General features: G+C 41.5%; 23 protein-coding genes and 1 pseudogene. 13 read left to right on the top strand and 11 right to left on the bottom strand.

What is annotated here, in order from left to right; all coding sequences use genetic code 11:
• Positions 1–127 precede the first annotated feature (127 nt).
• Both NYE20_RS03210 and NYE20_RS03205 read right to left on the bottom strand, forming a co-directional pair.
• A complete protein-coding gene (locus NYE20_RS03210) occupies positions 128–2,785 on the bottom strand; it encodes an MMPL family transporter (RefSeq protein ID WP_163136721.1) in 2,658 nt (885 codons plus the stop codon).
• A complete protein-coding gene (locus NYE20_RS03205; protein WP_041850755.1) occupies positions 2,782–3,240 on the bottom strand; it encodes a MarR family transcriptional regulator in 459 nt (152 codons plus the stop codon). Before NYE20_RS03205 ends, NYE20_RS03210 begins: the two co-directional genes overlap by 4 nt.
• A 168-nt stretch (positions 3,241–3,408) precedes the next feature.
• On the opposite strand from NYE20_RS03205, the gene dinB reads away from it, so the two are divergent.
• From dinB to vmlR, 3 genes are all read left to right on the top strand, one after another.
• Entirely contained in the window at positions 3,409–3,927 is a 519-nt protein-coding gene (dinB, locus tag NYE20_RS03200) for a damage-inducible protein DinB (RefSeq protein WP_038828173.1), read from the top strand.
• Positions 3,928–4,098: 171 nt separating this feature from the next.
• Positions 4,099–5,475 carry an amino acid permease gene (locus NYE20_RS03195; protein WP_014475969.1) on the top strand — a complete coding sequence of 459 codons (1,377 nt, stop codon included), beginning with the start codon at positions 4,099–4,101 and terminating at the stop codon, positions 5,473–5,475.
• A gap of 319 nt (positions 5,476–5,794) precedes the next feature.
• A complete protein-coding gene (gene vmlR / locus NYE20_RS03190) occupies positions 5,795–7,441 on the top strand; it encodes an ABC-F type ribosomal protection protein VmlR (protein WP_070548625.1) in 1,647 nt (548 codons plus the stop codon).
• A 160-nt stretch (positions 7,442–7,601) separates the two neighbouring features.
• On the opposite strand, the gene NYE20_RS03185 is transcribed toward vmlR, so the two are convergent.
• The 3 genes from NYE20_RS03185 to NYE20_RS03175 all read right to left on the bottom strand — a co-directional run bounded on the left by NYE20_RS03185 (position 7,602) and on the right by NYE20_RS03175 (position 9,178).
• On the bottom strand, positions 7,602–8,075 hold the full coding sequence (locus NYE20_RS03185; RefSeq protein ID WP_070548624.1) for a GNAT family N-acetyltransferase: 474 nt from the start codon (positions 8,073–8,075) through the stop codon (positions 7,602–7,604).
• A gap of 162 nt (positions 8,076–8,237) precedes the next feature.
• The gene (locus NYE20_RS03180; protein WP_038827542.1) at positions 8,238–8,582 is read right to left on the bottom strand and encodes a DoxX family protein; all 345 of its coding nucleotides are present in this window, start codon (positions 8,580–8,582) and stop codon (positions 8,238–8,240) included.
• Positions 8,579–9,178, bottom strand: coding sequence for a TetR/AcrR family transcriptional regulator (locus NYE20_RS03175; RefSeq protein ID WP_070548623.1), 600 nt, complete (start codon positions 9,176–9,178; stop codon positions 8,579–8,581). The genes NYE20_RS03180 and NYE20_RS03175 overlap by 4 nt, the downstream gene beginning before the upstream one ends.
• Positions 9,179–9,534: 356 nt before the next feature.
• Between NYE20_RS03175 and NYE20_RS03170 the strand changes: the two genes are divergently transcribed.
• From NYE20_RS03170 to cotP, 3 genes are read left to right on the top strand one after another with little or no spacing between them, the layout of a single operon-like run.
• Complete coding sequence (locus tag NYE20_RS03170) at positions 9,535–9,807, top strand: spore germination protein (RefSeq protein ID WP_021481644.1); 273 nt, start codon at positions 9,535–9,537, stop codon at positions 9,805–9,807.
• 13 nt (positions 9,808–9,820) lie between these two features.
• Entirely contained in the window at positions 9,821–10,063 is a 243-nt protein-coding gene (locus tag NYE20_RS03165; protein WP_014475957.1) for a spore germination protein, read from the top strand.
• Positions 10,064–10,075: 12 nt separating this feature from the next.
• The gene (cotP, locus tag NYE20_RS03160; protein WP_046160102.1) at positions 10,076–10,507 is read left to right on the top strand and encodes a spore coat protein CotP; all 432 of its coding nucleotides are present in this window, start codon (positions 10,076–10,078) and stop codon (positions 10,505–10,507) included.
• Positions 10,508–10,520: 13 nt separating this feature from the next.
• On the opposite strand, the gene NYE20_RS03155 is transcribed toward cotP, so the two are convergent.
• Positions 10,521–11,228 carry a DUF421 domain-containing protein gene (locus NYE20_RS03155; RefSeq protein WP_070548622.1) on the bottom strand — a complete coding sequence of 236 codons (708 nt, stop codon included), beginning with the start codon at positions 11,226–11,228 and terminating at the stop codon, positions 10,521–10,523.
• Between the two features lie 207 nt (positions 11,229–11,435).
• Between NYE20_RS03155 and NYE20_RS03150 the strand changes: the two are divergent.
• The 4 genes and pseudogenes from NYE20_RS03150 (at position 11,436) to NYE20_RS03135 (ending at position 13,138) form a co-directional block, all read left to right on the top strand.
• Positions 11,436–12,022 (top strand): annotated as a pseudogene (locus NYE20_RS03150) (DUF421 domain-containing protein).
• 120 nt (positions 12,023–12,142) lie between these two features.
• Positions 12,143–12,373, top strand: coding sequence for a spore germination protein (locus NYE20_RS03145; RefSeq protein ID WP_070548621.1), 231 nt, complete (start codon positions 12,143–12,145; stop codon positions 12,371–12,373).
• A gap of 32 nt (positions 12,374–12,405) precedes the next feature.
• Positions 12,406–12,699 (top strand): hypothetical protein, encoded by a 294-nt coding sequence (locus tag NYE20_RS03140; protein ID WP_041517676.1) that lies wholly within the window; start codon positions 12,406–12,408, stop codon positions 12,697–12,699.
• Positions 12,700–12,901: 202 nt separating this feature from the next.
• A complete protein-coding gene (locus NYE20_RS03135; protein WP_003244342.1) occupies positions 12,902–13,138 on the top strand; it encodes a spore germination protein in 237 nt (78 codons plus the stop codon).
• Between the two features lie 51 nt (positions 13,139–13,189).
• Here NYE20_RS03135 and NYE20_RS03130 read toward each other — a convergent pair whose 3' ends face one another.
• From NYE20_RS03130 to NYE20_RS03115, 4 genes are all read right to left on the bottom strand, one after another.
• Complete coding sequence (locus tag NYE20_RS03130; RefSeq protein WP_070548620.1) at positions 13,190–13,528, bottom strand: thioredoxin family protein; 339 nt, start codon at positions 13,526–13,528, stop codon at positions 13,190–13,192.
• Between the two features lie 186 nt (positions 13,529–13,714).
• Complete coding sequence (locus NYE20_RS03125; RefSeq protein WP_014475946.1) at positions 13,715–14,104, bottom strand: DoxX family protein; 390 nt, start codon at positions 14,102–14,104, stop codon at positions 13,715–13,717.
• Positions 14,105–14,202: 98 nt separating this feature from the next.
• Positions 14,203–15,141, bottom strand: a complete 939-nt coding sequence (locus NYE20_RS03120) for a ring-cleaving dioxygenase (RefSeq protein ID WP_014475945.1) — start codon at positions 15,139–15,141, stop codon at positions 14,203–14,205.
• A 14-nt stretch (positions 15,142–15,155) separates the two neighbouring features.
• Positions 15,156–15,776 carry a nitroreductase family protein gene (locus tag NYE20_RS03115; protein WP_339184497.1) on the bottom strand — a complete coding sequence of 207 codons (621 nt, stop codon included), beginning with the start codon at positions 15,774–15,776 and terminating at the stop codon, positions 15,156–15,158.
• A gap of 475 nt (positions 15,777–16,251) precedes the next feature.
• Here NYE20_RS03115 and mneP point away from each other — a divergent pair, with 475 nt between their 5' ends.
• From mneP to NYE20_RS03100, 3 genes are all read left to right on the top strand, one after another.
• On the top strand, positions 16,252–17,145 hold the full coding sequence (gene mneP / locus NYE20_RS03110; protein WP_014478979.1) for a manganese transporter MneP: 894 nt from the start codon (positions 16,252–16,254) through the stop codon (positions 17,143–17,145).
• Positions 17,146–17,258: 113 nt separating this feature from the next.
• On the top strand, positions 17,259–18,071 hold the full coding sequence (locus NYE20_RS03105; RefSeq protein WP_032727134.1) for a MerR family transcriptional regulator: 813 nt from the start codon (positions 17,259–17,261) through the stop codon (positions 18,069–18,071).
• A gap of 89 nt (positions 18,072–18,160) precedes the next feature.
• Positions 18,161–18,850, top strand: coding sequence for a DUF554 domain-containing protein (locus NYE20_RS03100; RefSeq protein ID WP_070548617.1), 690 nt, complete (start codon positions 18,161–18,163; stop codon positions 18,848–18,850).
• A 57-nt stretch (positions 18,851–18,907) separates the two neighbouring features.
• On the opposite strand, the gene NYE20_RS03095 is transcribed toward NYE20_RS03100, so the two are convergent.
• Positions 18,908–21,079, bottom strand: coding sequence for an MMPL family transporter (locus NYE20_RS03095; RefSeq protein WP_339184492.1), 2,172 nt, complete (start codon positions 21,077–21,079; stop codon positions 18,908–18,910).
• Positions 21,080–21,185: the final 106 nt, after the last annotated feature.

Here is a 21,185-nt window from a genome sequence, read left to right as displayed (position 1 = left end):
TTTTCCGGGCTCTTTGTTTGTAAGTACAGCCGCCGTTTGATCGTCTGACCTTTTTTGGGTAACACGTCTGAAGTTAGTTGTTTAGTCATGAAAAAAGAGTGATGACCATTCATCACTCTTCTCTCGATTACTCTTTTCCTTTCTTCCTGCCGAACGGCCACCAGTTTCCTTCTCCAAAGGTTGCAATGATTGCCGGGATGAAGAGCGGAAGTATGACAAGGCCGTAAAGCAAGAGCCCGATGATGATAACACTTGCCACCTGCATCAGTGTATTGACACCTGAAGGCATCATCGCCGCGAACGTACCGGCCAATATAATGGCAGCTGTAATAATGACAGATCCCATTTTGCTCATTGACCTGACGACACCTTGCTCAATGCCAAGGTGCACCTCTTCCTTAAATCGATCCAGCAAGAAGATCGAATAATCTACCCCTAACGCGATCAAGATGACAAAGCTGAAGAATGGCACTGCCCAGCTGACACCCGCGTTTCCTAAGCCGTTTACAAAAATTAATTCTGTTATGGATATCGACGTATAGTACGTCAGCAGCAATGACGCGATCATATAAATCGGCATGATCATTGAGCGGAACAAAATGGTTAACACGATAAACAGGCCTATAATCATAATCACCATTGTTCTGGAGAAGTCCGTTGTGGACAGCTCCTTTAAGTCCGCATTCATACTCGTAACCCCGCCGTATACGATCTGTGCATCCTCCAAAGGAGTGCCGTCAACTTCGTTTGCGACAGCTTTTTTGATTTGGTTTATTGTCGCAATAGCTTGTTCTGAGTACGGATTTGAATCCAGAACGACACTTAATTGAACACCTTTGCCGTCTGCAAAGGAATACTGGTCAATTGACTTCTTAAAGTCTTTGTCCTTCATTACTTGATCAGGAATGAATATGCCTGTATCTCTTACAGTTGGACTTTTGCTCATGTCCTCTAACATATCACTGGAAGCTGTAATACCGTCAGAGACTTTCGTCAGGCCCTGATTTGCGCTCCTCACGCCTTCGGACAGCTTCTTCAGGCTTTCTGTCAGCGTTCCGGCTTGTGCCTGCTGGCCTGAGAGCTGCTGGTTCGCTTGTTCAAGACCGGTTTGAATCTGGCCAAGCTGTCCGCTGATTGCCGTAAGCTGCTGCACGGTCTGTGCGGTATTGCCGGTTTGGGAAATCTGTTTGCTCACGAGCTGCAGCTGCTGATTGATTTTGCCCAAGCCATCTGCCGCATCGCCCAGTGAACCGTCAGACCCTCCATTTGAGGCCGAGCCGGTTTGCCCTGCCATTTGATTCAGTCCGTTTTCTATATCCGTTAATCCGCTTTGGACATCGGCAATCCCTTTTACCGTCTTATCCAGCCCGTCTGAAACCGATCCTAGCTGGTTATCAATATATAAATCTTTGATTTTTTCACCAGTCGGCTGCGTAATGGTCATCACAGAGTCAACATGATCAACTTTCTCGATCGCTTTGCTGATATTTCCTAGATAGGGAATTGTATCAGCTGTTGTAAGATCTTTGTCTCCTTTTACGACAACATTGATCGGGAACGCTTTTCCTTCCCCGAATCCATCCTTAATGACCTCGAGAGCTTTTATAGATTTATAATCGCTGCTGATTTCCGCAGTTGAGTCGAATGAAATCTGGTCATCATAGGTCAATATGAACGGAAGCGTAATTACCACCGTGATGACAATGAACAGAAACGGACGCGCAACGGAGTGTCTGCCGAGAAACGCCCATAGTTTGTTATCACTGTGTGACAGCACTTTCTTAGAAGGCCAGAATAATTTTTCACCCAGCGTCACCATAAATAATGGCAGCAGTGTGTAGAGGATGATCATTAAAATTCCCACACCGACTGCTACCCCCACTGCGGATTGGAAAATCGCAAACTTCGCAAATCCTAAGGCGGAAAATCCGATCAATACCGCAAATCCGCTGATAAATAAGGTTTTTCCCCCTGTGCGGTAAGCGATAAGCGCCGCTTCTTTTTTATCATGCCCGTTTGCCAATTCTTCACGGAATCGTGTAAGAAGCAGTATGCAGTAATCTGTTCCAATGCCGAACAAGATCGCGACTAAGAAGGTTTGCGTAAACGTCGAGATAGGAAAATCAACATTGTATACAAGGATGCCCAGTATGGATTGACTGATCAGATAAGAAAAACCGACAACCACAATCGGGATAAAAGGCGTCACAACAGATCGGAACACGATCAACAGTAAACCGATGATCAGGCAGACTGTGATCACTTCCGTTTTCTTAAGCCCTTCCTCTGAGCTGTGAGCGAAATCCTGGTTGATAAGGGAAGCTCCCGTAATATATGCCGTCAAGTCATCAGGAACGATTTGATAAATCTCGTCCGCAATTTTTTCCGCCTTTTTATCAGAACCTGTAATCGTGATAGGCATGAGAACGGTTTTCTTGTCTTTCGACATCAACTGGTCTTTGACTTCTTTTTCCGCTGACAGAGGAGATGTTACCTCTTCTACACCGTCGATCTTTTTGATTTTATCAATCATTATCCGGAGCTGATTCTCTGTTTCTTTCTTTATAGCGTTGTCTAATGTAAAGACAACACTGATCGAATTATTGTCTTCTCCCGCTTGTTTTAAAATGGCGTTTGCTCTTTCTGAAACGGCATCAGCGGGAAGCTGGGCCTGCCCCTTTTGATTGGCCAGCTCCGTTAAGTTCGGAGAAAACAAACTCAAAACGACGGTAAGTGCTAATACTATGGCTGCAATTGCCCACTTGAATTTGATGATTGCTCTCATTCGGCAGAATCTCCTCCTTTAAATTTGCTTTTTAAAATGGTGAATATCTCGATGATGGAATGTAAGTGTTCCTCCTCTATATCATCGATCAGCGGTTTGAGCGCGTTAAAGATGGCAGAATCTAATTCTTCTAGTATGTGTTCACCACTGGGTGTAATGTTAATAAGCTTAGAGCGCCTATCACTTTTTTCCGGACAGTCGCCCCATTGAACCAATCCCTTTTCGAGCAGCTTTTTCAGTCTGTTAGAGATCGCGCTCTTATGTACATTTTGGTACATGGCCAGGCTGCCGGGAGATGTTGGGCCCTTGACTTTTAAAATTTTCAACAGGTCTGCCTGTTCCCTTGAGATATGCTTGAAGACATCCTGATTGATTTCACGATGCACAAATTCTGTCCCTTCAAGCAGGACTTCCACAAACAGGTTTATCGCCTGACATAGCTTTTGTTCATTCAATATCTTCCCCTCCTCATTATAGTTTACCCCGCTAAACTTTATGTTCAATGTCAATTAGTTTATTCCCCTAAACTATATATGTCAACAAATTTTATTCACGAGCACTCTACATAAGAACGCACGTTCGTGTATAATAGAAGCTATACACACGAAAGGGGGAATTTTAACATGTCAGATTTTGCATTCAAATTGTATGAATATAACGTCTGGGCCAATCAACAAATATTCAACCGATTAAAAGAGCTTCCAAAAGAGGTATACCATCAAGAAATTCAAAGCGTGTTTCCGTCAATATCCCATGTATTGTCTCATGTTTATCTTTCTGATCTCGGCTGGATTGAAGTGTTTTCCGGCAAAAACTTGAGCGATGCTTTGGCTTTAGCTGAACAGCTTAAAGAACAGACAGAGGCTAAAGAAATAGAGGAAATGGAAGACCTTTTTCTGAGGTTATCCGAGCGCTATATACTATTTTTACAGCAAAAAGAACAGCTCAATAAGCCACTCCAGATTCAAAATCCCTCAAGCGGAATCATGGAAACAACTGTTTCCGAACTGCTTCCCCACGTTGTCAACCACGGGACATACCACCGCGGCAATATCACAGCAATGCTGCGGCAGGCAGGCTACGCATCCGCACCGACAGATTACGGGCTCTACCTGTTTATGAAAAAAACTGAAAAAGCATAAAAAAGCGGCTCCCTAAATGGAGCCGCTTTTTTCGGGAAATAGTCCAAATCACATTAAAATTCTTTTCATCAATCCTTTTTTAGTAAAAAAGATAGAAATTTTAGTGTTATAATAATCATTAAAAATAGATTGCTGACTCAATAAACAATTTTCAATGGAGGAACACATAAAGTGACAGACGACATGACGAAAGACAATATAAATCAGCAAACGTTGCAGAGAGGCTTGAAAAACAGGCATATCCAGCTCATCGCCATCGGCGGAGCCATTGGGACAGGCTTATTTCTCGGCTCGGGCAAATCGATTCATTTTGCCGGACCTTCGATTTTATTTGCTTATATGATCACAGGGATCATTTGCTTCTTAATTATGAGATCGCTGGGTGAATTGCTGTTATCAAACTTGAACTATCACTCTTTTGTGGATTTTGTACAAGACTACCTAGGCGATATGGCAGCATTTATCACTGGCTGGACATATTGGTTCTGCTGGATTTCCATTGCGATGGCTGATCTGACAGCAGTCGGGCTCTACACTCAATATTGGCTCCCGGGTGTGCCGCAATGGGTGCCTGGCTTAATCGCTCTTATTATTTTACTGATTATGAACCTGGCGACAGTCAAGCTTTTTGGAGAATTAGAATTTTGGTTTGCTTTGATTAAAGTCATTGCCATTTTGGCGTTAATCGTCATTGGCCTTGTGATGATTTTCAAAGGCTTTTCCACAAGCTCAGGAGTGTCCAGCTTCACAAACCTCTGGAGCCACGGAGGCCTGTTCCCGAATGGCATGCACGGGTTTATCCTCTCGTTCCAGATGGTTGTGTTTGCTTTTGTCGGCATTGAGCTTGTCGGGCTTACGGCCGGTGAAACAGAAAACCCTGAAAAAGTAATCCCTAAGGCGATCAACAATATTCCTGTCCGTGTGCTGCTTTTTTATATCGGGGCTCTTCTCGTGATTATGAGCATCTATCCTTGGGATGTCATCAATCCCAGCGAAAGCCCATTCGTACAAGTATTTGTCGCTGTTGGCATCGTCGGGGCTGCAAGTATTATCAACTTTGTTGTGTTGACATCCGCTGCTTCAGCATGCAACAGCGCTGTATTCAGTACAAGCCGTATGGTCTATTCCCTGGCGAAAGATCACAATGCACCTGAGTCAATGGCGAAACTGACTCAGCGTAAAGTGCCTAGAAATGCTTTATTCTTTTCGGCTATCGTGATTTTAATAGGTGTTACGTTAAACTACATCATGCCAGAAGGCGTATTCACCCTGATCACAAGCATTTCAACCGTATGCTTTATCTACATTTGGGGGATTACGGTCATCTGCCATATGAAATACCGCAAAACAAGACCTGAATTAGCGAAAACAAACAAGTTTAAGCTTCCGCTTTATCCGTTTACAAATTACCTGATTCTTGCGTTCCTGGCGTTTGTTCTGGTTGTGCTGGCACTGGCACAGGACACTCGTGTTTCCTTATTTGTCACACCGGTTTGGTTTATTTTGCTGATTGTGATTTATAAAGTGAGAAAAGCGAAGCATCAATAACACTCGAAACTCCTGCCTCAAAAATGAGAGCAGGGGTTTTTTTGATGAAAATGACCTTTGCTTTTGAATTTGAAGATATGCTATAGTGTTTGTAATCAAAACAAGAAGGGATGATGGGTGGACAATGATTAACTAATCTTATTTTTACCGTTTGAAATCAATATTTCAAATCAAAAAATAGGATTAGTCTGCCCATTTTCTATATATACGACACTGCTATTTATAAAAAATAGCTTATTTGATCATGCACAGGCACGGCTAATCCTTCCAACACATTTGGGAGGATTTTTTTATTCTCCCTTTAAAGCGAGGGATATGGATGAAAGAGATCGTAACATTAACAAACGTTAGCTATGAAGTAAAGGATCAAACTGTTTTTAAACATGTAAACGCCAGTGTTCAGCAAGGAGATATCATTGGGATTATCGGAAAAAACGGCGCTGGGAAATCTACGCTGCTGCACCTCATTCACAATGACTTAGCCCCTGCACAGGGTCAAATCCTTCGGAAGGATATAAAACTGGCTTTGGTTGAACAGGAAACCGCGGCGTATTCCTTTGCGGACCAGACACCTGCCGAAAAGAAGTTACTGGAGAAATGGCATGTGCCTCTTCGTGATTTTCATCAGTTAAGCGGCGGTGAAAAACTGAAAGCGCGGCTGGCGAAAGGACTATCAGAGGATGCAGATCTGCTGCTGTTAGATGAACCGACAAACCACCTTGATGAAAAAAGCTTGCAATTTCTCATCCAACAGCTGAAACATTATAACGGCACTGTGATTCTCGTTTCTCACGATCGATATTTTTTAGACGAAGCCGCAACAAAAATATGGTCGCTTGAGGATCAGACGCTGATTGAATTCAAAGGGAATTACTCCGGGTATATGAAGTTCCGGGAGAAGAAAAGACTCATCCAGCAGCGTGAATATGAAAAGCAGCAAAAAATGGTCGAACGGATTGAAGCACAAATGAATGAGCTCGCTTCTTGGTCGGAAAAAGCCCATGCTCAATCGACGAAAAAGGAAGGGTTTAAAGAATATCACCGGGTAAAAGCGAAGCGTACGGATGCCCAGATAAAATCCAAGCAGAAGCGGCTTGAAAAAGAGCTGGAAAAAGCAAAGGCGGAACCCGTTACCCCAGAATATACAGTCCGCTTTTCAATCGATACAACCCACAAAACAGGAAAACGTTTTTTAGAAGTTCAGAATGTAACAAAAGCGTTTGGAGAAAGGACCCTCTTTAAAAACGCAAACTTTACGATTCAGCACGGCGAAAAGGTTGCGATCATAGGCCCCAATGGCAGCGGAAAAACGACATTGCTGAATATCATTCTTGGACAGGAAACAGCAGAAGGAAGCGTATGGGTGTCGCCGTCCGCAAACATCGGCTATTTAACGCAGGAGGTGTTTGATTTGCCTTTAGAACAAACACCGGAAGAGTTATTTGAGAATGAAACATTCAAAGCAAGGGGGCACGTTCAAAATCTGATGAGGCACTTAGGTTTTACAGCCGCCCAATGGACTGAACCGATCAAGCATATGAGTATGGGTGAGCGTGTAAAGATCAAGCTGATGGCCTATATTCTGGAGGAAAAAGACGTGCTGATTTTAGATGAGCCGACAAACCATCTCGACCTGCCGTCACGCGAACAGCTGGAAGAAACACTGTCACAATACAGCGGCACATTGCTGGCGGTTTCACATGACCGATACTTTCTCGAAAAAACAACAAACAGTAAACTCGTCATCTCAAACAACGGCATCGAAAAGCAGTTAAATGACGCCGCTCCTTCAGAAAGAAATGAGCGGGAAGAGCTTCGCTTAAAGCTTGAGACAGAAAGACAAGAAGTGCTGGGAAAACTCAGTTTTATGACGCCAAATGATAAAGGGTATAAGGAGCTTGATCAGGCTTTCAATGAGCTTACGAAACGAATAAAAGAGCTGGATCATCAAGACAAAAAAGACTGAGGGAGAAAGTTCAAGCGGCATTGAAAAGGACAACAGCTGTTGTCCTTTTTCTTTATATGTTCAAGCCTTCCAATGACATTAATGTTTCTAATGATGACTTATAGTACCCTGCCACTGCTTCCAGATAGGCATGTTGTGTTTGGGTAACGTAAGCAACTTTTCAGCACAGCTGTTTCCGCATACGAATATTGGTCATGGCATAGCCCATCTTCTGATAAAGATAGACGGCTGTCTCGTTGTGTGCAAATACATGTAGGGCCAGCCTTTCCGCACCAAGCTCTCTTGCTTTTTCATCAAGCGTTTGAAGCGCCAATTGAGCAAGTCCTTTTCCGCGAAAGGCTTCATACAATCCAAAGGAATAGATAAACGCTTCCTTTTGCGGATGTAATGGATCAGCATACAGCCAGAGCCAGCCCATTCTTTCTCGTTGGTCATTTGTGATGTTCCAAAAATAATGATTGCTGCTGTCTCGCCCATTCGGAATCATGTTCTCATATGCCTGCTCCGATTTCTCAAACGCCTCTTTTTCCGTCCAAGTTCCTGACGTTGTGTTTTGTTTCGCATAATTTTGCACGGACATCCCGCGAAAGGTTTCGAACTCTTCCTCAGTCATGTCTTCCAAAGTGAATGCCATCCTGTATTCCTCCTTTATAAAAAAAGCCCAGCTGATGCCGGACGAATAATGCAGAAATGGATCTCTATTTTAATGATTCAGTTAATTCCTGGACTTTCTATTATTCGATAAGAAAAGGAGATTTCCTGCAAATGGGCTTGTTCTTAAACATTAGTGTAAAGCTTACGTGTAACTCCCCATGATGATCATGATAGAAACAATCAAACAGATCATCGCTGGTATCGCCATGATGACCGATTGTCTTGCTCGAAACATATGCGCATGAATGGCTCCCGCCATGAGAACGACAAACAGAATACCTGCTCCAATCGCTGCATACCGATTCCAAATTCCCGCAGTCATAGAAAGTGCCCCGGCTATTTCGAGAATGCCGGTAACAGTCAGAAACCATAATGGATATTGATAATGCCGCCAATGCTCAACTTGAAAGGGAACACGGCTTACCTTTATGATGCCTCCCGCAAACATAAAAACTGCCAAACTGACTTTCATAATAATAGATATCATCTTACGTCATTCCCTTTCGGAAGCATCCCGTATATTAAAAGATTCACAACCTCTGCTGCGAGGCTTGCCGGATCTTTGATTCCGGTTAACAAAAATGAATCGGTTAAATGTTCAATCATGCCGATCAAACACTCAGCGACAGTTTTCATATCCAGTTCAGAGTGAAAATAGCCAAGCCGCTGTTCTGCTTCTAAGTTCTCTTTCAAAACCATCGCCAAGTCTTTTTTCATTTGTTGTGCTTCCGGGTTGAGAAAAAAGCCGATCTTGGTTAAATCCTTGTCCTCAGCCAAAAATTGAAAAACAGTCTCTACAGCTAGCAGTACCCGTTTTGATACATCCTCCGTGTTTAATCCGTTTTCCAGAAGAAGTGACTCTGTCAGCTTTCTGACTCGAGAGTGAAAATCGGTTATTAACTCGGCAAAGATGGCTTCTTTGCTTTGAAAGTACAGGTAAAATGAAGGCTGCGTGAACCCAGCTTTTTTCACAATTTCACTTACCTTCGCGTCATGGAATCCCCGAATCGAAAATTCATTAGCGGCAGCTTTGAGTAACCGTTTCCGGCTTTCTTCTCCTTTACGTCCTTTTTTGCTTTTCAACGAGGACCACCCCCAAAAATAATACTCGCAAGTAATGTTACTCACGAGTATTATTTCATGGCATTAGCTTCATTGTCAATGATTTCAAACTGATCCTGTTTGCCAGCTTCCTTTATTAAAGGGTCTCATGTATTTCGAATAACTGAATCAATTCATTGATTACTATATTCAATGGCTTTTCATTCAACTGATAAGTATTTGCCAAATAGATTGACATTCAGGCTGTGACAAACTTTATTCTTTTTTCTAACGAGCATCACTCCAGGGCCAGATAGAGTTTTGCCCGCAAATGCAAGGAACAATTGGGTGCAGCAACGCATAATGTACTGTACAGAATGATGGAAGGGTGTGATGGGATGCCGTCTACAATAATCAACCTATATTATTTAAAGATCAACAGCATTTCGGGCAATGGTTCAATTACAATAGGTGAAGCCGCGCATAACAGCCATACCGCAAATAATAAATCCCAAGGGATCAACTCCTCTTTCGGTGATACATCACCTGCAGAATCAATCATGGAAAACTTCTTAAATGATCCTGATGTCAACGATCAGACAGAACTCGGAAACTCTGATACTACCAATATGAATGCTCCTCCGCTTCCAGTACCGCCAATTTTAGATTAAAAGGAGTTTCGCTATGCCATACCAAATTAACATCGCAAATATTAAGGTGAACGGCGTCACACAAAACGGAAATATTGATGTCGGTCCAACCGTACACAACAGCCATACAGCGAACAGCAAATACTTTGGGGCAAACTTTTCTCTAGGGGATTTTTCGCCTTCTTCTTCTCTTTTAAATACTGGGAACCTCGATACTGATATCAGTGATCAAGACCAAATTGGAAACCCTTCTGCACCGATTTCAAACCAAATTTAAGGAGGATCCTAGATGGATCTCGAAAAAATGAGAAAGTGGCTTGAGATTACAAATGAATATAAGCAAAATGACTTTTGGACAAATGTGCTCAAGTATAAAGCCCCGGAACAATTTTTTAATACCAACACCTATACGCTCGTTTACGACTTTTATCAAGATGAAGAAGATAATTTTATCATTGTGGAAATGCCCGGTGTGTATGAGGAAGAATTAACGATCCGTTTACTATCTAAAACCCAGCTGCTGATCAAAGGAACGATCACGCCTGTTTTTCCAGCCGAAATGGAAGTGCTGCGTGAACGGTATTACGGAGAAATTGAGCGAATCATTCAGCTTCCCGAAGCCACTGAATCTCATTTGTTACAGATTCAGCTGTTAAACGGGCTTCTGCACATTTCGTACCCAAGACAAGTTGGAACCATTGCGTTCAATAAGGGGCTTTAAGATTGATTTTCCTTCATTCCTTATCCATAGGGACTGATATATGGTCTTTATATTGATCCACATAAATATCCCCATTACCCAGCAGCACTGCGTACACGGTCTCTTTCACCTTTATGTCTCTTTTTCGCAATTCCTCCAAAAGCCAGGATTCCGTCAAACGATTCTGCTTTAAATTATTCTCAATGATTTCTCCGTCCATAATAAGCTCTATCGGAAGCCTGTGTTCTTGGTTTACCGCAATCATTAAATCCTGTTTGGTCACATACCGGAATTGCGGTTTTCTTAACACAGTCAGCTGACCATTCGTTTCAAGAATGGCAAAAAGAACTTCTTCGATATTAAATATTTCTTTTTCCCGTAATTGCTGATTTAAATAATCAAGTGTGTAACGCATTTTCCTCATATTTGATTCAAGTATCTTCCCGTTTTGAATCAGCACTGTTGGATCTCCGGCAAAAAATTTCCTCAGCTTCCTGTTCTTTATCGACAGAAACGAAATTAGAAAAATGGTTAGCACAAAAATACTAAACGAAATGGCCATATTGTGCGGTTTTATTGAAGTATTGTAAGCTAATCCGGCAGCAATCGCCCCTAGTGTGATCGCCGCAATAAAATCAAAAATCGTCATTTGAGAGATTGTCTGTTTGCCTAAAATTCGTTCTGCGATTAACAGCAAGCCAAAGCTGGCAACCGTTCTAATGACAACTTCAAGTTCAATCATCTTATGGCGCTCCCCGCTTCCCAGATTGTTTCGCCCAAAAAACTCCTGCTGCTATCATTGTTTGGCTTAATATATCCATCTATACCAAAAATAATGTTCGGTTTAGGACAGAATGAAAAACTGCCTTTCGGATATATTAAATTGCGATTGCCCGGAAGGAAAGCCAGTCCCATGACAAAGCTAATTCATCATTGGTCAGGTGGTAACATGAATTTCACTTGGGAATCTCTCTTGTTCTCATTGTAGCCGGAGTCATTTTGCTGAGAGTTTCAGGAATGAAATCAATCGCACAAATGCCTTCAACTCAAACGGTTGTCATGATTTCAATCGGAACTATTATCGTGCAGCCAATCATCAAGTACAGCCTCTTCAAAACATTAATTGCGGCGGCAATTTTCACAATAACACTCATCGTAATAGAATGGATCCAAATGAGATCGAACTTCATTGAAAAGATGTTGACCGGAAAAGCAAAAGTTGTTATTGAAAACGGACAGCTTCATATCGAAAACTTAAAGAAGATGAGACTTACAGTTGATCAACTTGAAATGCATCTAAGGCTTCACGGCGTTACGGCTATACAAGATGTCAAAATTGCGACATTAGAGGCAAACGGGCAATTAGGAATAGAATTAACTGATGACGCCAAACCCTTAACAGTCAGGGATCTGAAAAAACTCATTCACCCGGATTTCATAAATAAGGACGGACAAGCCCATTTGTCTAGCAATCAGAATATTTTTGATGAAATTGGTAAAAAGAATAAAAAAAACATCCCAAAAAAACTGCATTAACAGGCACTTGTGGAATTTTGCAGGTTTTTGTCTCTCGCTGAATGTTTTTGCCGTTTTGTTTAAGCAATTGCTGCTCACACACCATATTGTATAAACAGTCATAACAGAGAGGAGAGATGAATGATGAAATTCCCAGTATATATTCATTCGATATCCGGAAACAGCATTTTTAATAACGGTTTTGCATTCTCCATCAGCCCTTTCTCTGTTTCTAAAGAGACAGATGGTTCCGGAGGGAATAATACAGGTTTGGTTTTTGAATCCAATGCTTTAAGCCAAACAAGCTCCGCCAATCAAGCCCTACATGTTACAAATGCGGTCCAAGAACTGCTTTCCAAGCTTTTAGCGTAAACATAAGAAATGAACACTTCATGAGGTGCCGTATGGATTTTCCAATTATTCACACAAACTTTTGGGATGCTGTGATAGCTGTTCCAATCATCATACTGATAACCCAAATCCTCAAAATATTATTGAAAATCCCCAAAACTTTTGTACCATCAGTTGCCTTAATAACAGGCCTTGTCATTTCTGTTTTCATAAGCCATCGACACAGCCTCTTTTCTGGCGTATTTATGGGCTGGTTTTATGGCTACGCTGCTATAGGCTCCTACTCATCATTAAAAACGACCATTCTATCCTTTAGGCAAACGAAAAACGATACATCAAATTCATAGATGACATATAACGATCTGCCGCCTCTTTATCAGGCGGCTTTATTTCTGCTGATAGGTTGATCATCTTCAAAAGACTCATTCACTCGCTATTATTTTTACCATTATGTTGATGCAATGATATAAAAACGCAATACAATAGAAGTAAATAGACTGCCAGCGTCCTCTATGACGGCTACTTCTGAGTGAAAGGAGTTTTTGAAGCATGCGATCTCAAATCAACATCTCAAATCTCACGATAAATGGAATGACACAAAACGCCAATACAGATATCGGACAAAACTTGCAAAACAGCCATACTGCGAACAGCAAAAATTACGGAGTTAATTTCACATTAGGAGATTATTCTCCTTCTCATTCAATTATTATTTCAGCAAGTTGTGATAATGATACAAGTGATCAAGGGCAGGTTGATAACCCTTCTTCGCCTAGTGAAGAATAAATTGATGCAAAAAAAAGAACCCATTTGAGTTCTTTTTTTTGCCTTATTTCTTTATTCGCCTTCATATAATCGATAAACCCTTTTCAACTTTTGTTCAAGCTGTTCAAAATGAACAAAACGGGCTTCTCTTAGAAACTCAGTCCCATCAATGAACAAAAGAAGCACAGGAACGGTGAAAACTGAAAATCTGCCGGCGACCTCTGCTACATCGTCAGCATTGATATGCCCCAATTTGATGTTTGGAAACTGATCCAATACTATTCTGAGCTGGGGCAGAACTGCGTGACATACTGTACAGCCAGGCCTTGATATATAAATAAAACTGAATTTGTGCTGTTTGATAAAATTTTCTATAGAAACTAATGAATGTAATTCTGTCATCTCTTTCATCCATTTACTCCTTCAAATAGGTCTGTTTTTCATGACCAAGCTCATCAATACGTATCATTCACTATACAGATTTTTATTTATGATATCCGCTTTTTTGCTTTGCAGAGTACCTGTAAGCTTGCCGGAAAATGTAAAAACAAAAGAACAGTTACTGACAAGCAGCAACTGTTCTTACATACTTTCTTATTAAAAATGCAAAGCGTAAGCTCCTGAACCGATGAGTGCAACCCCTACGGAAACTGCAATGAGCACCAGGTTATATTCAAAACCTCCCGCGCCATTCGCAAAACCTTTCGCTCCATGGACTTTTACGATGGCACCTAACATAATGATCGTTATGATAGCAGCTCCAAGCGGGAGGAATACGCCTAAAATAAATAGAATTCCGCTTACTAACTCCCCAAGACCTGATAGAGCGGCCGCAACGTTTCCTGGTTTCACCCCAATTGACTCGAACCATTGTCCGGTTCCTTTAATCCCGTATCCGCCAAACCAGCCGAATAATTTTTGTGTGCCATAAAACAAAAACACCACACCAATCATTATACGAATAAGCAACAGTCCTGCATCTTCCATTTGTATCTCTCCTCATCTTTGATTTTATCTAATTCTTTGCTGACAGTATCCAGCAATCATCAATTGAATATATGTTTCTTTATTTTTTATGTGTCAAATCAATCTAACTCTCTTACTTCAAACGGCAGCAGCCCTTGTTCAATTTGTGTGCGATGCGGTTCATATTGCACAGGCAGCATCAGTTTTTCGCCCATTGTATCCTGTGTTTCATCATGTGCAAAGCCCGGGGGATCAGTTGCGATTTCAAACAGGATTTCCCCATGTTCCCTGAAGTAAATGGCATTAAAATAGTTTCTATCCCGAACAGGAGTTACACCATATCCGTGGGAAGCAATATATCTTTGCCAATCTAACTGATCTTCATCATCGTTAGCCCGCCAAGCGATGTGATGCACCGTTCCGGCCCCCATTTGCCCGCGGCCAATAGGCGTTAACTTAAGGTCAATCACATTTCCGATATCACCGGCGGAACGATAACGAACGAAGTCCCCTTCTTTGCCGACTCGCTCCAGCCCCATGATGTTTTCTAAAAGGTCAGCGGTTTTGTCAGGCTGCGCTGATAATAGGGTTGCACCCCCAAAACCTTTAATGGCAACATCGGGCGTTACTTCTCCGAAAGTCCACGTATTAGCCTCTCCTTCTTCTCTTTCCACGATTTCTAAGTGCAGTCCATGAGGATCATCAAATTCTACATATTGTTCCCCAAAGCGCTCGATTTTGGTGTATGGAACGTTGAACTTTTCTAGTCTCTTTTCCCAAAATGCCATAGCCCCTTTCGGCACGACATACGAAGTCACACCAACTTGACCGTCTCCAATGACGCCTTGGCGGGCTCCGGCCCACGGAAAGAAGGTAATGATTGTTCCCGGCTTCCCGCCTTCATTCCCAAAATAAAGATGATACGTACCTGGGTCATCAAAATTGACAGTTTGCTTGACCAAACGAAGCCCAAGCACTCCTGCGTAGAAATCTGTGTTCTCTTGAGGGTGACCGACAATCGCTGTAATATGATGAATTCCCATCGTTTTTTTAGCCATTTTTATCCGCTCCTTTACATATACTCAACAAACTCATTCACAGGCTTCCGGTAGCCGCGAGGTCTTCTGCTCTCTGTTTTTTCTTTTCCAATCGTAATCATCATGACAACCTCAAATTGGGCGTCTATGTTCAAAATCCGTTTTACGGCTTCCGCATCAAAGCCGATCATCGGGCAGGTATCCCAGCCTTTTTCCTTAGCACTCAGCATAAACATCATCGCAGAAAGTGAAGCATTCCTTATCGCCTCATCTCTCTTAAATTGTTCTCCCCTGTTTTCATAAAACGAAACAGTGTCGTGCACCATGTGGTCATACTCTTGCTTATTTAATATCCCCAATACCTTTAAACCTTCATAGATATCGGACGCTTGTTGATATGCCTGCTTATCCCCTAATACCAAGAGAACCGCAGATGAGCTAACCACTTTATATTGTCCGTTTGCGGCCTGCTTCAGCTTTTCTTTTACGTCCTGGTCAAGAACCGCAACATATTTTGTATGCTGCAAATTAAAAGCCGATGGCGCCAATGCAACCAATTCAAACATTTCATTGAGGTCTTCTTTTGTGATTGGATGACCTGAAAGAAAATTGCTTGCAGATCGTCTTTCATTGACTAACTGTATAAATTCAGCCATTACGATACACTCCCTTTTATCTCGAATTCGAGATATTATATTATAAAAAATCCATATTGAATATTGTGTAAAAGAAATGACAACGGATTGAACACTTAGAGTTGCGCTTGATCGCTGATCTTTTCGACCAAATATCTCAAATTAAAATATCTTGAATATGAGATAATAGTAAAATACAGATCCTCTCATGTCAAGAGGTTTTTGAAAATTAGTGGGAATTTTTCACTGACGGCAGCATTTTAATAGCGAATCATCACTGTTGTTACATAAGAACTCATTTGTTTGCTTTATGACCTTTTAGCATAGCTCCAACTTTTTTTCTGTCACCTTATTTATTAGTAAACAGGAAACAACGTTGCTATAGACCCACTCGAAATTGAATTGGTATGATAAGCAAAGTGATTACACAGGAAAGGATACGGAGAGCGTATATAGAGCACTCCTATTTTTTTGTGCAGTTTTATAGGAGGAAAAAATGGCAAGTGAAAGAGAACAAATAAGCAGAAAAGTTGCTTTGATTGCATTGATCGCCAATCTGATCTTAATGGCAGGAAAGGTCTTTTTTGGGCTGGTAGGCGATAGTGAAGCCGTGTTTGCAGACGGAATACATTCCGCGGCAGATGTCGTTGCTTCGATTGCAGTCTTGGCAGTGATCGGCATTTCCAATAAACCGCCCGATCAAGACCATCCTTTTGGTCACGGAAAAGCTGAAGTCATTAGTGAGGCGATTGTAGGAATTATCTTAGTGATCGTATCCGTTTATATCCTCATAGAAGCGATTCTGTCCTTTGTTAAAGGGCCAAGCGTTCCCCAATACAGCGCATTGTTTGCGGCTCTGATTTCGTACGTGGCTAAGGAAATCTTATATCGTTATTCTATAAAGCAAGGGGAAAAATGGAACAGCAAAGCAATTATAGCGATTGCGTACGATCACAAAGGCGATATCGTTGCCTCTCTTGCCGCTTTTATCGGCGTCCTGTTGGCTATCATCGGAAACACCCGCGGATGGCCCTATCTGTTGTACGCCGATGCCATTGCCAGTGCAATCGTTGCTTACCTCATTTTTAAGATTTCAATGGAATTAATCAGGCCGTCTGTTGATGTGCTCATGGAAAAGAGTGTTGACCCCGAGCTGATAGAGGAATATAAAGCTGTTATTTTTCAATGTGATCAAGTAAAACGAATTGATAGAATCCGCGCGCGAGAACATGGCCACTATAAATTGCTTGATGTCCGTTTATCTTTGGATCATGATTTGACAATTAAGCAGGGACACGATATTGCCCGCGAAATTCGAAATGAAATCAAAAGACAGTTTTCAGATGTAGAAGAAGTGCTCATCCATGTGAATCCTTATTTCGAAGAATGAAAAGCTCCTTTTTAGAAGGAGTTTTTTCTTTATGCTGCAAACTTTACCTTTAGTACTCGCCGTACTATATAATGTGGATGTATATCAATCATAGGGACAGAAAGGTTGTTAGAATGAAGGAATTTTTTTCGATTGGAGAAGTGTCAAAGTTATTCAATGTGAAAATCTCTGCTCTTCGGTATTATGATGACATCGGCCTTTTGAAACCGGAATATAAAGATGAGCAAACGAACTATAGATATTATTCTACCCAACAGTTTGAGCGGCTTGATACCATCAAGTATTTGAGGGCCCTAGGCCTGCCAATCAATAAGCTTCTTGATTTTTATAACTCTCAAAATACAAACACTCTTCTTCATTTACTAAAAAGCCAGCAGGCTGAAATTGATCGCAAAAAGAAAGAATTGGAACGCATTGAACGAAAGATCTCCCGGCGCATCACACATATAGAAGATGCCGTTAACATGCCGTTACATCAAATTTCAAAAATCAAACTTCCCGCAATGCGTGTGGCTTACTTGCAGCATGAATATGTTCTCGGCCATGATATCGAACATTCGTTAGCTGAATTGAGAACCCACCTGAATGTAAACGAAGATATATTCATAGGCAAGATCGGTTTATCCATTTCTGCAGCAAATGTGAAAGCAAAACAGTTTGACAAATATTCCAGTATATTTATGATTCTTGAAGATGAAAATGAAAAAACTTCTTCAGAAATCATCTTTCCTTCAAGAGAATATCTGCAAATTCGGTTTAAAGGGTCACATCCAGAAGCCGAACCATACTACAAAAAATTACTGGCATATATGAAAAAACATCATTATGAGGTAGCAGGGGACTCAATCGAAATCACACTCATTGATTATGGCATTACGAATAACCTAGATAATTATGTGACTGAAATCCTGCTGCCCATCAAATAATCTCATGAATATGTTTTGATCTCCCTTGACTCTCTACTAACTAGAGGGTTTATTTTTTATGCAGGAATGATTTTTGGAGGAGAAAGCTTATGTTTGGAACGATTTTTAACACAGTGATGATCATTGCAGGAAGCATAATCGGGGGGATATTCAAAAAAGGCATTAAAGATGAATACCAGGATATTTTGATGCAGGCAATGGGATTCGCTGCAGTCGCGCTGGGGATCAACGCCATTACACAGCATTTGCCTGATAGTAAATACCCCATTCTATTCATTGTGAGTTTAGCCATTGGAGGTTTGCTAGGCCAGATCATCAATTTAGAATTACGATTCAACAAGCTGGTGAACAAATTTTCTAAAAGCAATTTAGCAGAGGGCTTATCTACTGCGGTCTTATTATTTTGTATAGGTTCGCTGTCAATATTGGGCCCTGTTGAAGCCGCTTTGCATGGAGATTATACATACCTCCTGACAAACGGGATGTTAGATGGGATCACCTCTATTGTGCTCGCTTCAACTTTTGGTTTTGGAATAGCAGCTGCTGCCATTGTATTATTTGTTTGGCAGGGCTCCATCTATTTATTTGCTAAAGTAATGGAGAGCGCAATCAATACAGACCTTATTAATGAAATCACCATTGTGGGTGGCATACTCATCCTCAGTTCAGGTCTAAGCATTCTTGGAATCAAGAAGTTCAAAACATTGAATTTGCTGCCTTCCCTCTTGATCCCTCCTGTTGTGATTTTTGTGATTCATGCATTTGGATTGCGGTTTTAATGCTATTACTTTAACTATTTAACAAAAAAGCAGATCATAAAAGATCTGCTTTTTCTATTACATGATTTGCTTCTTTTGTTCATGATCTATTTCTGGCTGTATTTCCTTTGTCAGTTGATGCCCTTCTATATCCACGTTCGGAATCATCTTGTCCAGCCATTTCGGCAAATACCAGGCTGCATTCCCCATCAGCTTCATGACACTTGGAATCAGTGTCATTCTTACAATAAAGGCATCAAAGAGCACACCAAAGGAAAGTGCTAATCCGTTGGCTTTAATAGAAGCTTCGCCTGCAAAGATAAATCCTGCAAAAACGAAGATCATGATCAAGCCGGCTGCTGTAACAACAGGACCACTGTGTTTTAATCCAGCCTGAATGGCTTGTACTGGATTCTTTGTTTTTACATATTCTTCACGCATTCTGCTGACAAGGAATACTTGATAATCCATGGCTAACCCGAACAGAATCCCAATCGATAAAATCGGCAGGAACGCGAGTATCGGCCCTCTTTCAGGTATTTTGAAAAAGTCGATGAGATTCCCGTCTTGCAAGACAAATACACAGATTCCAAGAGTGGCTGTCATCGTCAACATGAAACCTGCAACAGCAACAAGCGGCACAAGCAGCGAACGGAAAACGATGGTCAGCAATACAAACGCAAAGCCAACAATAAGTACAGCAAACACCGGTATCGCATCATTCAATCGATCTGAAATGTCAATATTCACTGCAGTCGATCCAGTAACAAGCAAATCTACTCCGTTTTTATCTGACAAACTGCGTACATCGTGTACCAAATCTTTCGTTGTGACATCATTTGGACCTGTTTCCGGAACGACAGTAATGATAGCAAAGTTCCCTTCTTTATTAGACATTGCAGGGGTGACACTTGCTACATGGTCTAAGCCCTTTATTTCTTTCGCTGCATCTGCGAAAGCCTCCGCCTTATTTTCTGTAGCATTTGTGGCATCCGCTACGATTGTTAATTGGCCATTAAATCCTTCTCCAAAGCCTTCGGCAAGCAAGTCATATGCCCGGCGATCCGGATTATCCTTAGCTTTCATCCCAGCATCAGGCAAGCCCAGTTCCAAATGCATAGATGGGATACTAATGACGATCAAAATCAGAATGCTGCATACACTTAGCATGATAGGATTTTTGGTGACAAAGCGTCCCCAGACATTTGTTTCAGTGCTTTGTTTTTCTATTTTCTTGTTTGATTTCGGAATCATCCGCTTCCCTGCAATCGATAAGACCGCAGGCACAAGTGTGATTGAAGCCAAAACAGCCATCAGTACACTAAGCCCTGCTGTCAGCCCCATCGCAGACATAAAAGGAATGTTAACGACAGTCAATCCGCAAAGTGCAACGATAACAGTAAGTCCGGCAAAAACGACTGCGCTTCCCGCTGTTCCCACGGCTCTCGCAATTGATTCATTCTTTTGTATGCCTTCGCCTAAAAACTGGCGGTGTTTCGTAAAAATAAATAAAGCATAATCAATACCAACAGCAAGGCCAATCATTCCGGCTAATGAAAGACTGACGGAAGCAATATCAAATACTTGTGTCCCAATCAAAACCAGTCCAATACTTACACCTAAACCAATCAGTGCAGTTAAAATCGGCAAACCTGCTATTAATAAAGAACCGAATGTAATGGCTAAAACGACAAAAGCCAAGATAATGCCGACAATTTCAGAGACACCGCCTATCTCCATCTCGGCTCCCGGTACATCTCCGCTTAGCTCAGTTTGCAATCCTTCATCATCAGCCATTTTCAAACTGTCTTTTAAGTGTTTGATAGAGTAATCCTTTATATCATCTGCTGATGATTTATACTTGATATCAGCATAGGCAACTGTGCCATCTTTCGCGATTGTCCCTGTCACAAAAGGACTTGCAATCGAGTCAACAGAATCATCTTTACTGATTTCTTTGAGCGTATCTTCTATTGCTTTTTTTGCTGGCTTCCCAGTAAGTTTCTCCCCATCACCAGCACCGAAAATAACCCGTATGCTCCCTTTATCAGGACCGTGAGGAAATTCTTTCTGAATCACATCCATCGCTTTTTCCGAAGGTGTGTCGGGTATGGACATATCCTCAGAAAAACTTGGTTTCAAGGTGACTGCAAGGCCTATCGCAGCAACTAACACAACGATCCACGCACAAATTGCTTTTATGCGATTGCGAGCAACCCATCCTCCTAATGTATATAACATTTTTGACATGATAATCTCCTTTCAACACATTGCTTGATCACATTCTTTCTCATTGTAGTTGACAATGAAATGAAAAAAACGTACATTCGGGCATGTACGTTTGGGCAATTTTCAA

The sequence above is a fragment of the Bacillus sp. FSL R5-0416 genome (genome assembly GCF_037975425.1).
In the GTDB taxonomy this organism is placed as follows: Bacteria; Bacillota; Bacilli; order Bacillales; family Bacillaceae; genus Bacillus; species Bacillus subtilis.
The sequence above is the reverse complement of the archived record's forward strand: the minus strand, read 5'-3'. Positions and strand labels throughout refer to the sequence as shown.

Bases quoted from the DNA above. Each gene is read 5' to 3' on its own strand.
- NYE20_RS03100 (WP_070548617.1), top strand. From the start codon at position 18,161: ATGTTTGGAACGATTTTTAACACAGTGATGATCATTGCAGGAAGCATA.
- NYE20_RS03120 (WP_014475945.1), bottom strand. From the start codon at position 15,141: ATGGCTAAAAAAACGATGGGAATTCATCATATTACAGCGATTGTCGGT.
- mneP (WP_014478979.1), top strand. From the start codon at position 16,252: ATGGCAAGTGAAAGAGAACAAATAAGCAGAAAAGTTGCTTTGATTGCA.
- NYE20_RS03155 (WP_070548622.1), bottom strand. From the start codon at position 11,228: ATGATTGAACTTGAAGTTGTCATTAGAACGGTTGCCAGCTTTGGCTTG.
- NYE20_RS03145 (WP_070548621.1), top strand. From the start codon at position 12,143: ATGATGAAATTCCCAGTATATATTCATTCGATATCCGGAAACAGCATT.
- cotP (WP_046160102.1), top strand. From the start codon at position 10,076: ATGGATCTCGAAAAAATGAGAAAGTGGCTTGAGATTACAAATGAATAT.
- NYE20_RS03185 (WP_070548624.1), bottom strand. From the start codon at position 8,075: ATGGCATTCACTTTGGAAGACATGACTGAGGAAGAGTTCGAAACCTTT.
- NYE20_RS03180 (WP_038827542.1), bottom strand. From the start codon at position 8,582: ATGATATCTATTATTATGAAAGTCAGTTTGGCAGTTTTTATGTTTGCG.
- NYE20_RS03140 (WP_041517676.1), top strand. From the start codon at position 12,406: ATGGATTTTCCAATTATTCACACAAACTTTTGGGATGCTGTGATAGCT.
- NYE20_RS03095 (WP_339184492.1), bottom strand. From the start codon at position 21,079: ATGTCAAAAATGTTATATACATTAGGAGGATGGGTTGCTCGCAATCGC.
- dinB (WP_038828173.1), top strand. From the start codon at position 3,409: ATGTCAGATTTTGCATTCAAATTGTATGAATATAACGTCTGGGCCAAT.
- NYE20_RS03130 (WP_070548620.1), bottom strand. From the start codon at position 13,528: ATGAAAGAGATGACAGAATTACATTCATTAGTTTCTATAGAAAATTTT.
- NYE20_RS03170 (WP_021481644.1), top strand. From the start codon at position 9,535: ATGCCGTCTACAATAATCAACCTATATTATTTAAAGATCAACAGCATT.
- vmlR (WP_070548625.1), top strand. From the start codon at position 5,795: ATGAAAGAGATCGTAACATTAACAAACGTTAGCTATGAAGTAAAGGAT.
- NYE20_RS03125 (WP_014475946.1), bottom strand. From the start codon at position 14,104: ATGGAAGATGCAGGACTGTTGCTTATTCGTATAATGATTGGTGTGGTG.
- NYE20_RS03105 (WP_032727134.1), top strand. From the start codon at position 17,259: ATGAAGGAATTTTTTTCGATTGGAGAAGTGTCAAAGTTATTCAATGTG.
- NYE20_RS03210 (WP_163136721.1), bottom strand. From the start codon at position 2,785: ATGAGAGCAATCATCAAATTCAAGTGGGCAATTGCAGCCATAGTATTA.
- NYE20_RS03115 (WP_339184497.1), bottom strand. From the start codon at position 15,776: ATGGCTGAATTTATACAGTTAGTCAATGAAAGACGATCTGCAAGCAAT.
- NYE20_RS03165 (WP_014475957.1), top strand. From the start codon at position 9,821: ATGCCATACCAAATTAACATCGCAAATATTAAGGTGAACGGCGTCACA.
- NYE20_RS03135 (WP_003244342.1), top strand. From the start codon at position 12,902: ATGCGATCTCAAATCAACATCTCAAATCTCACGATAAATGGAATGACA.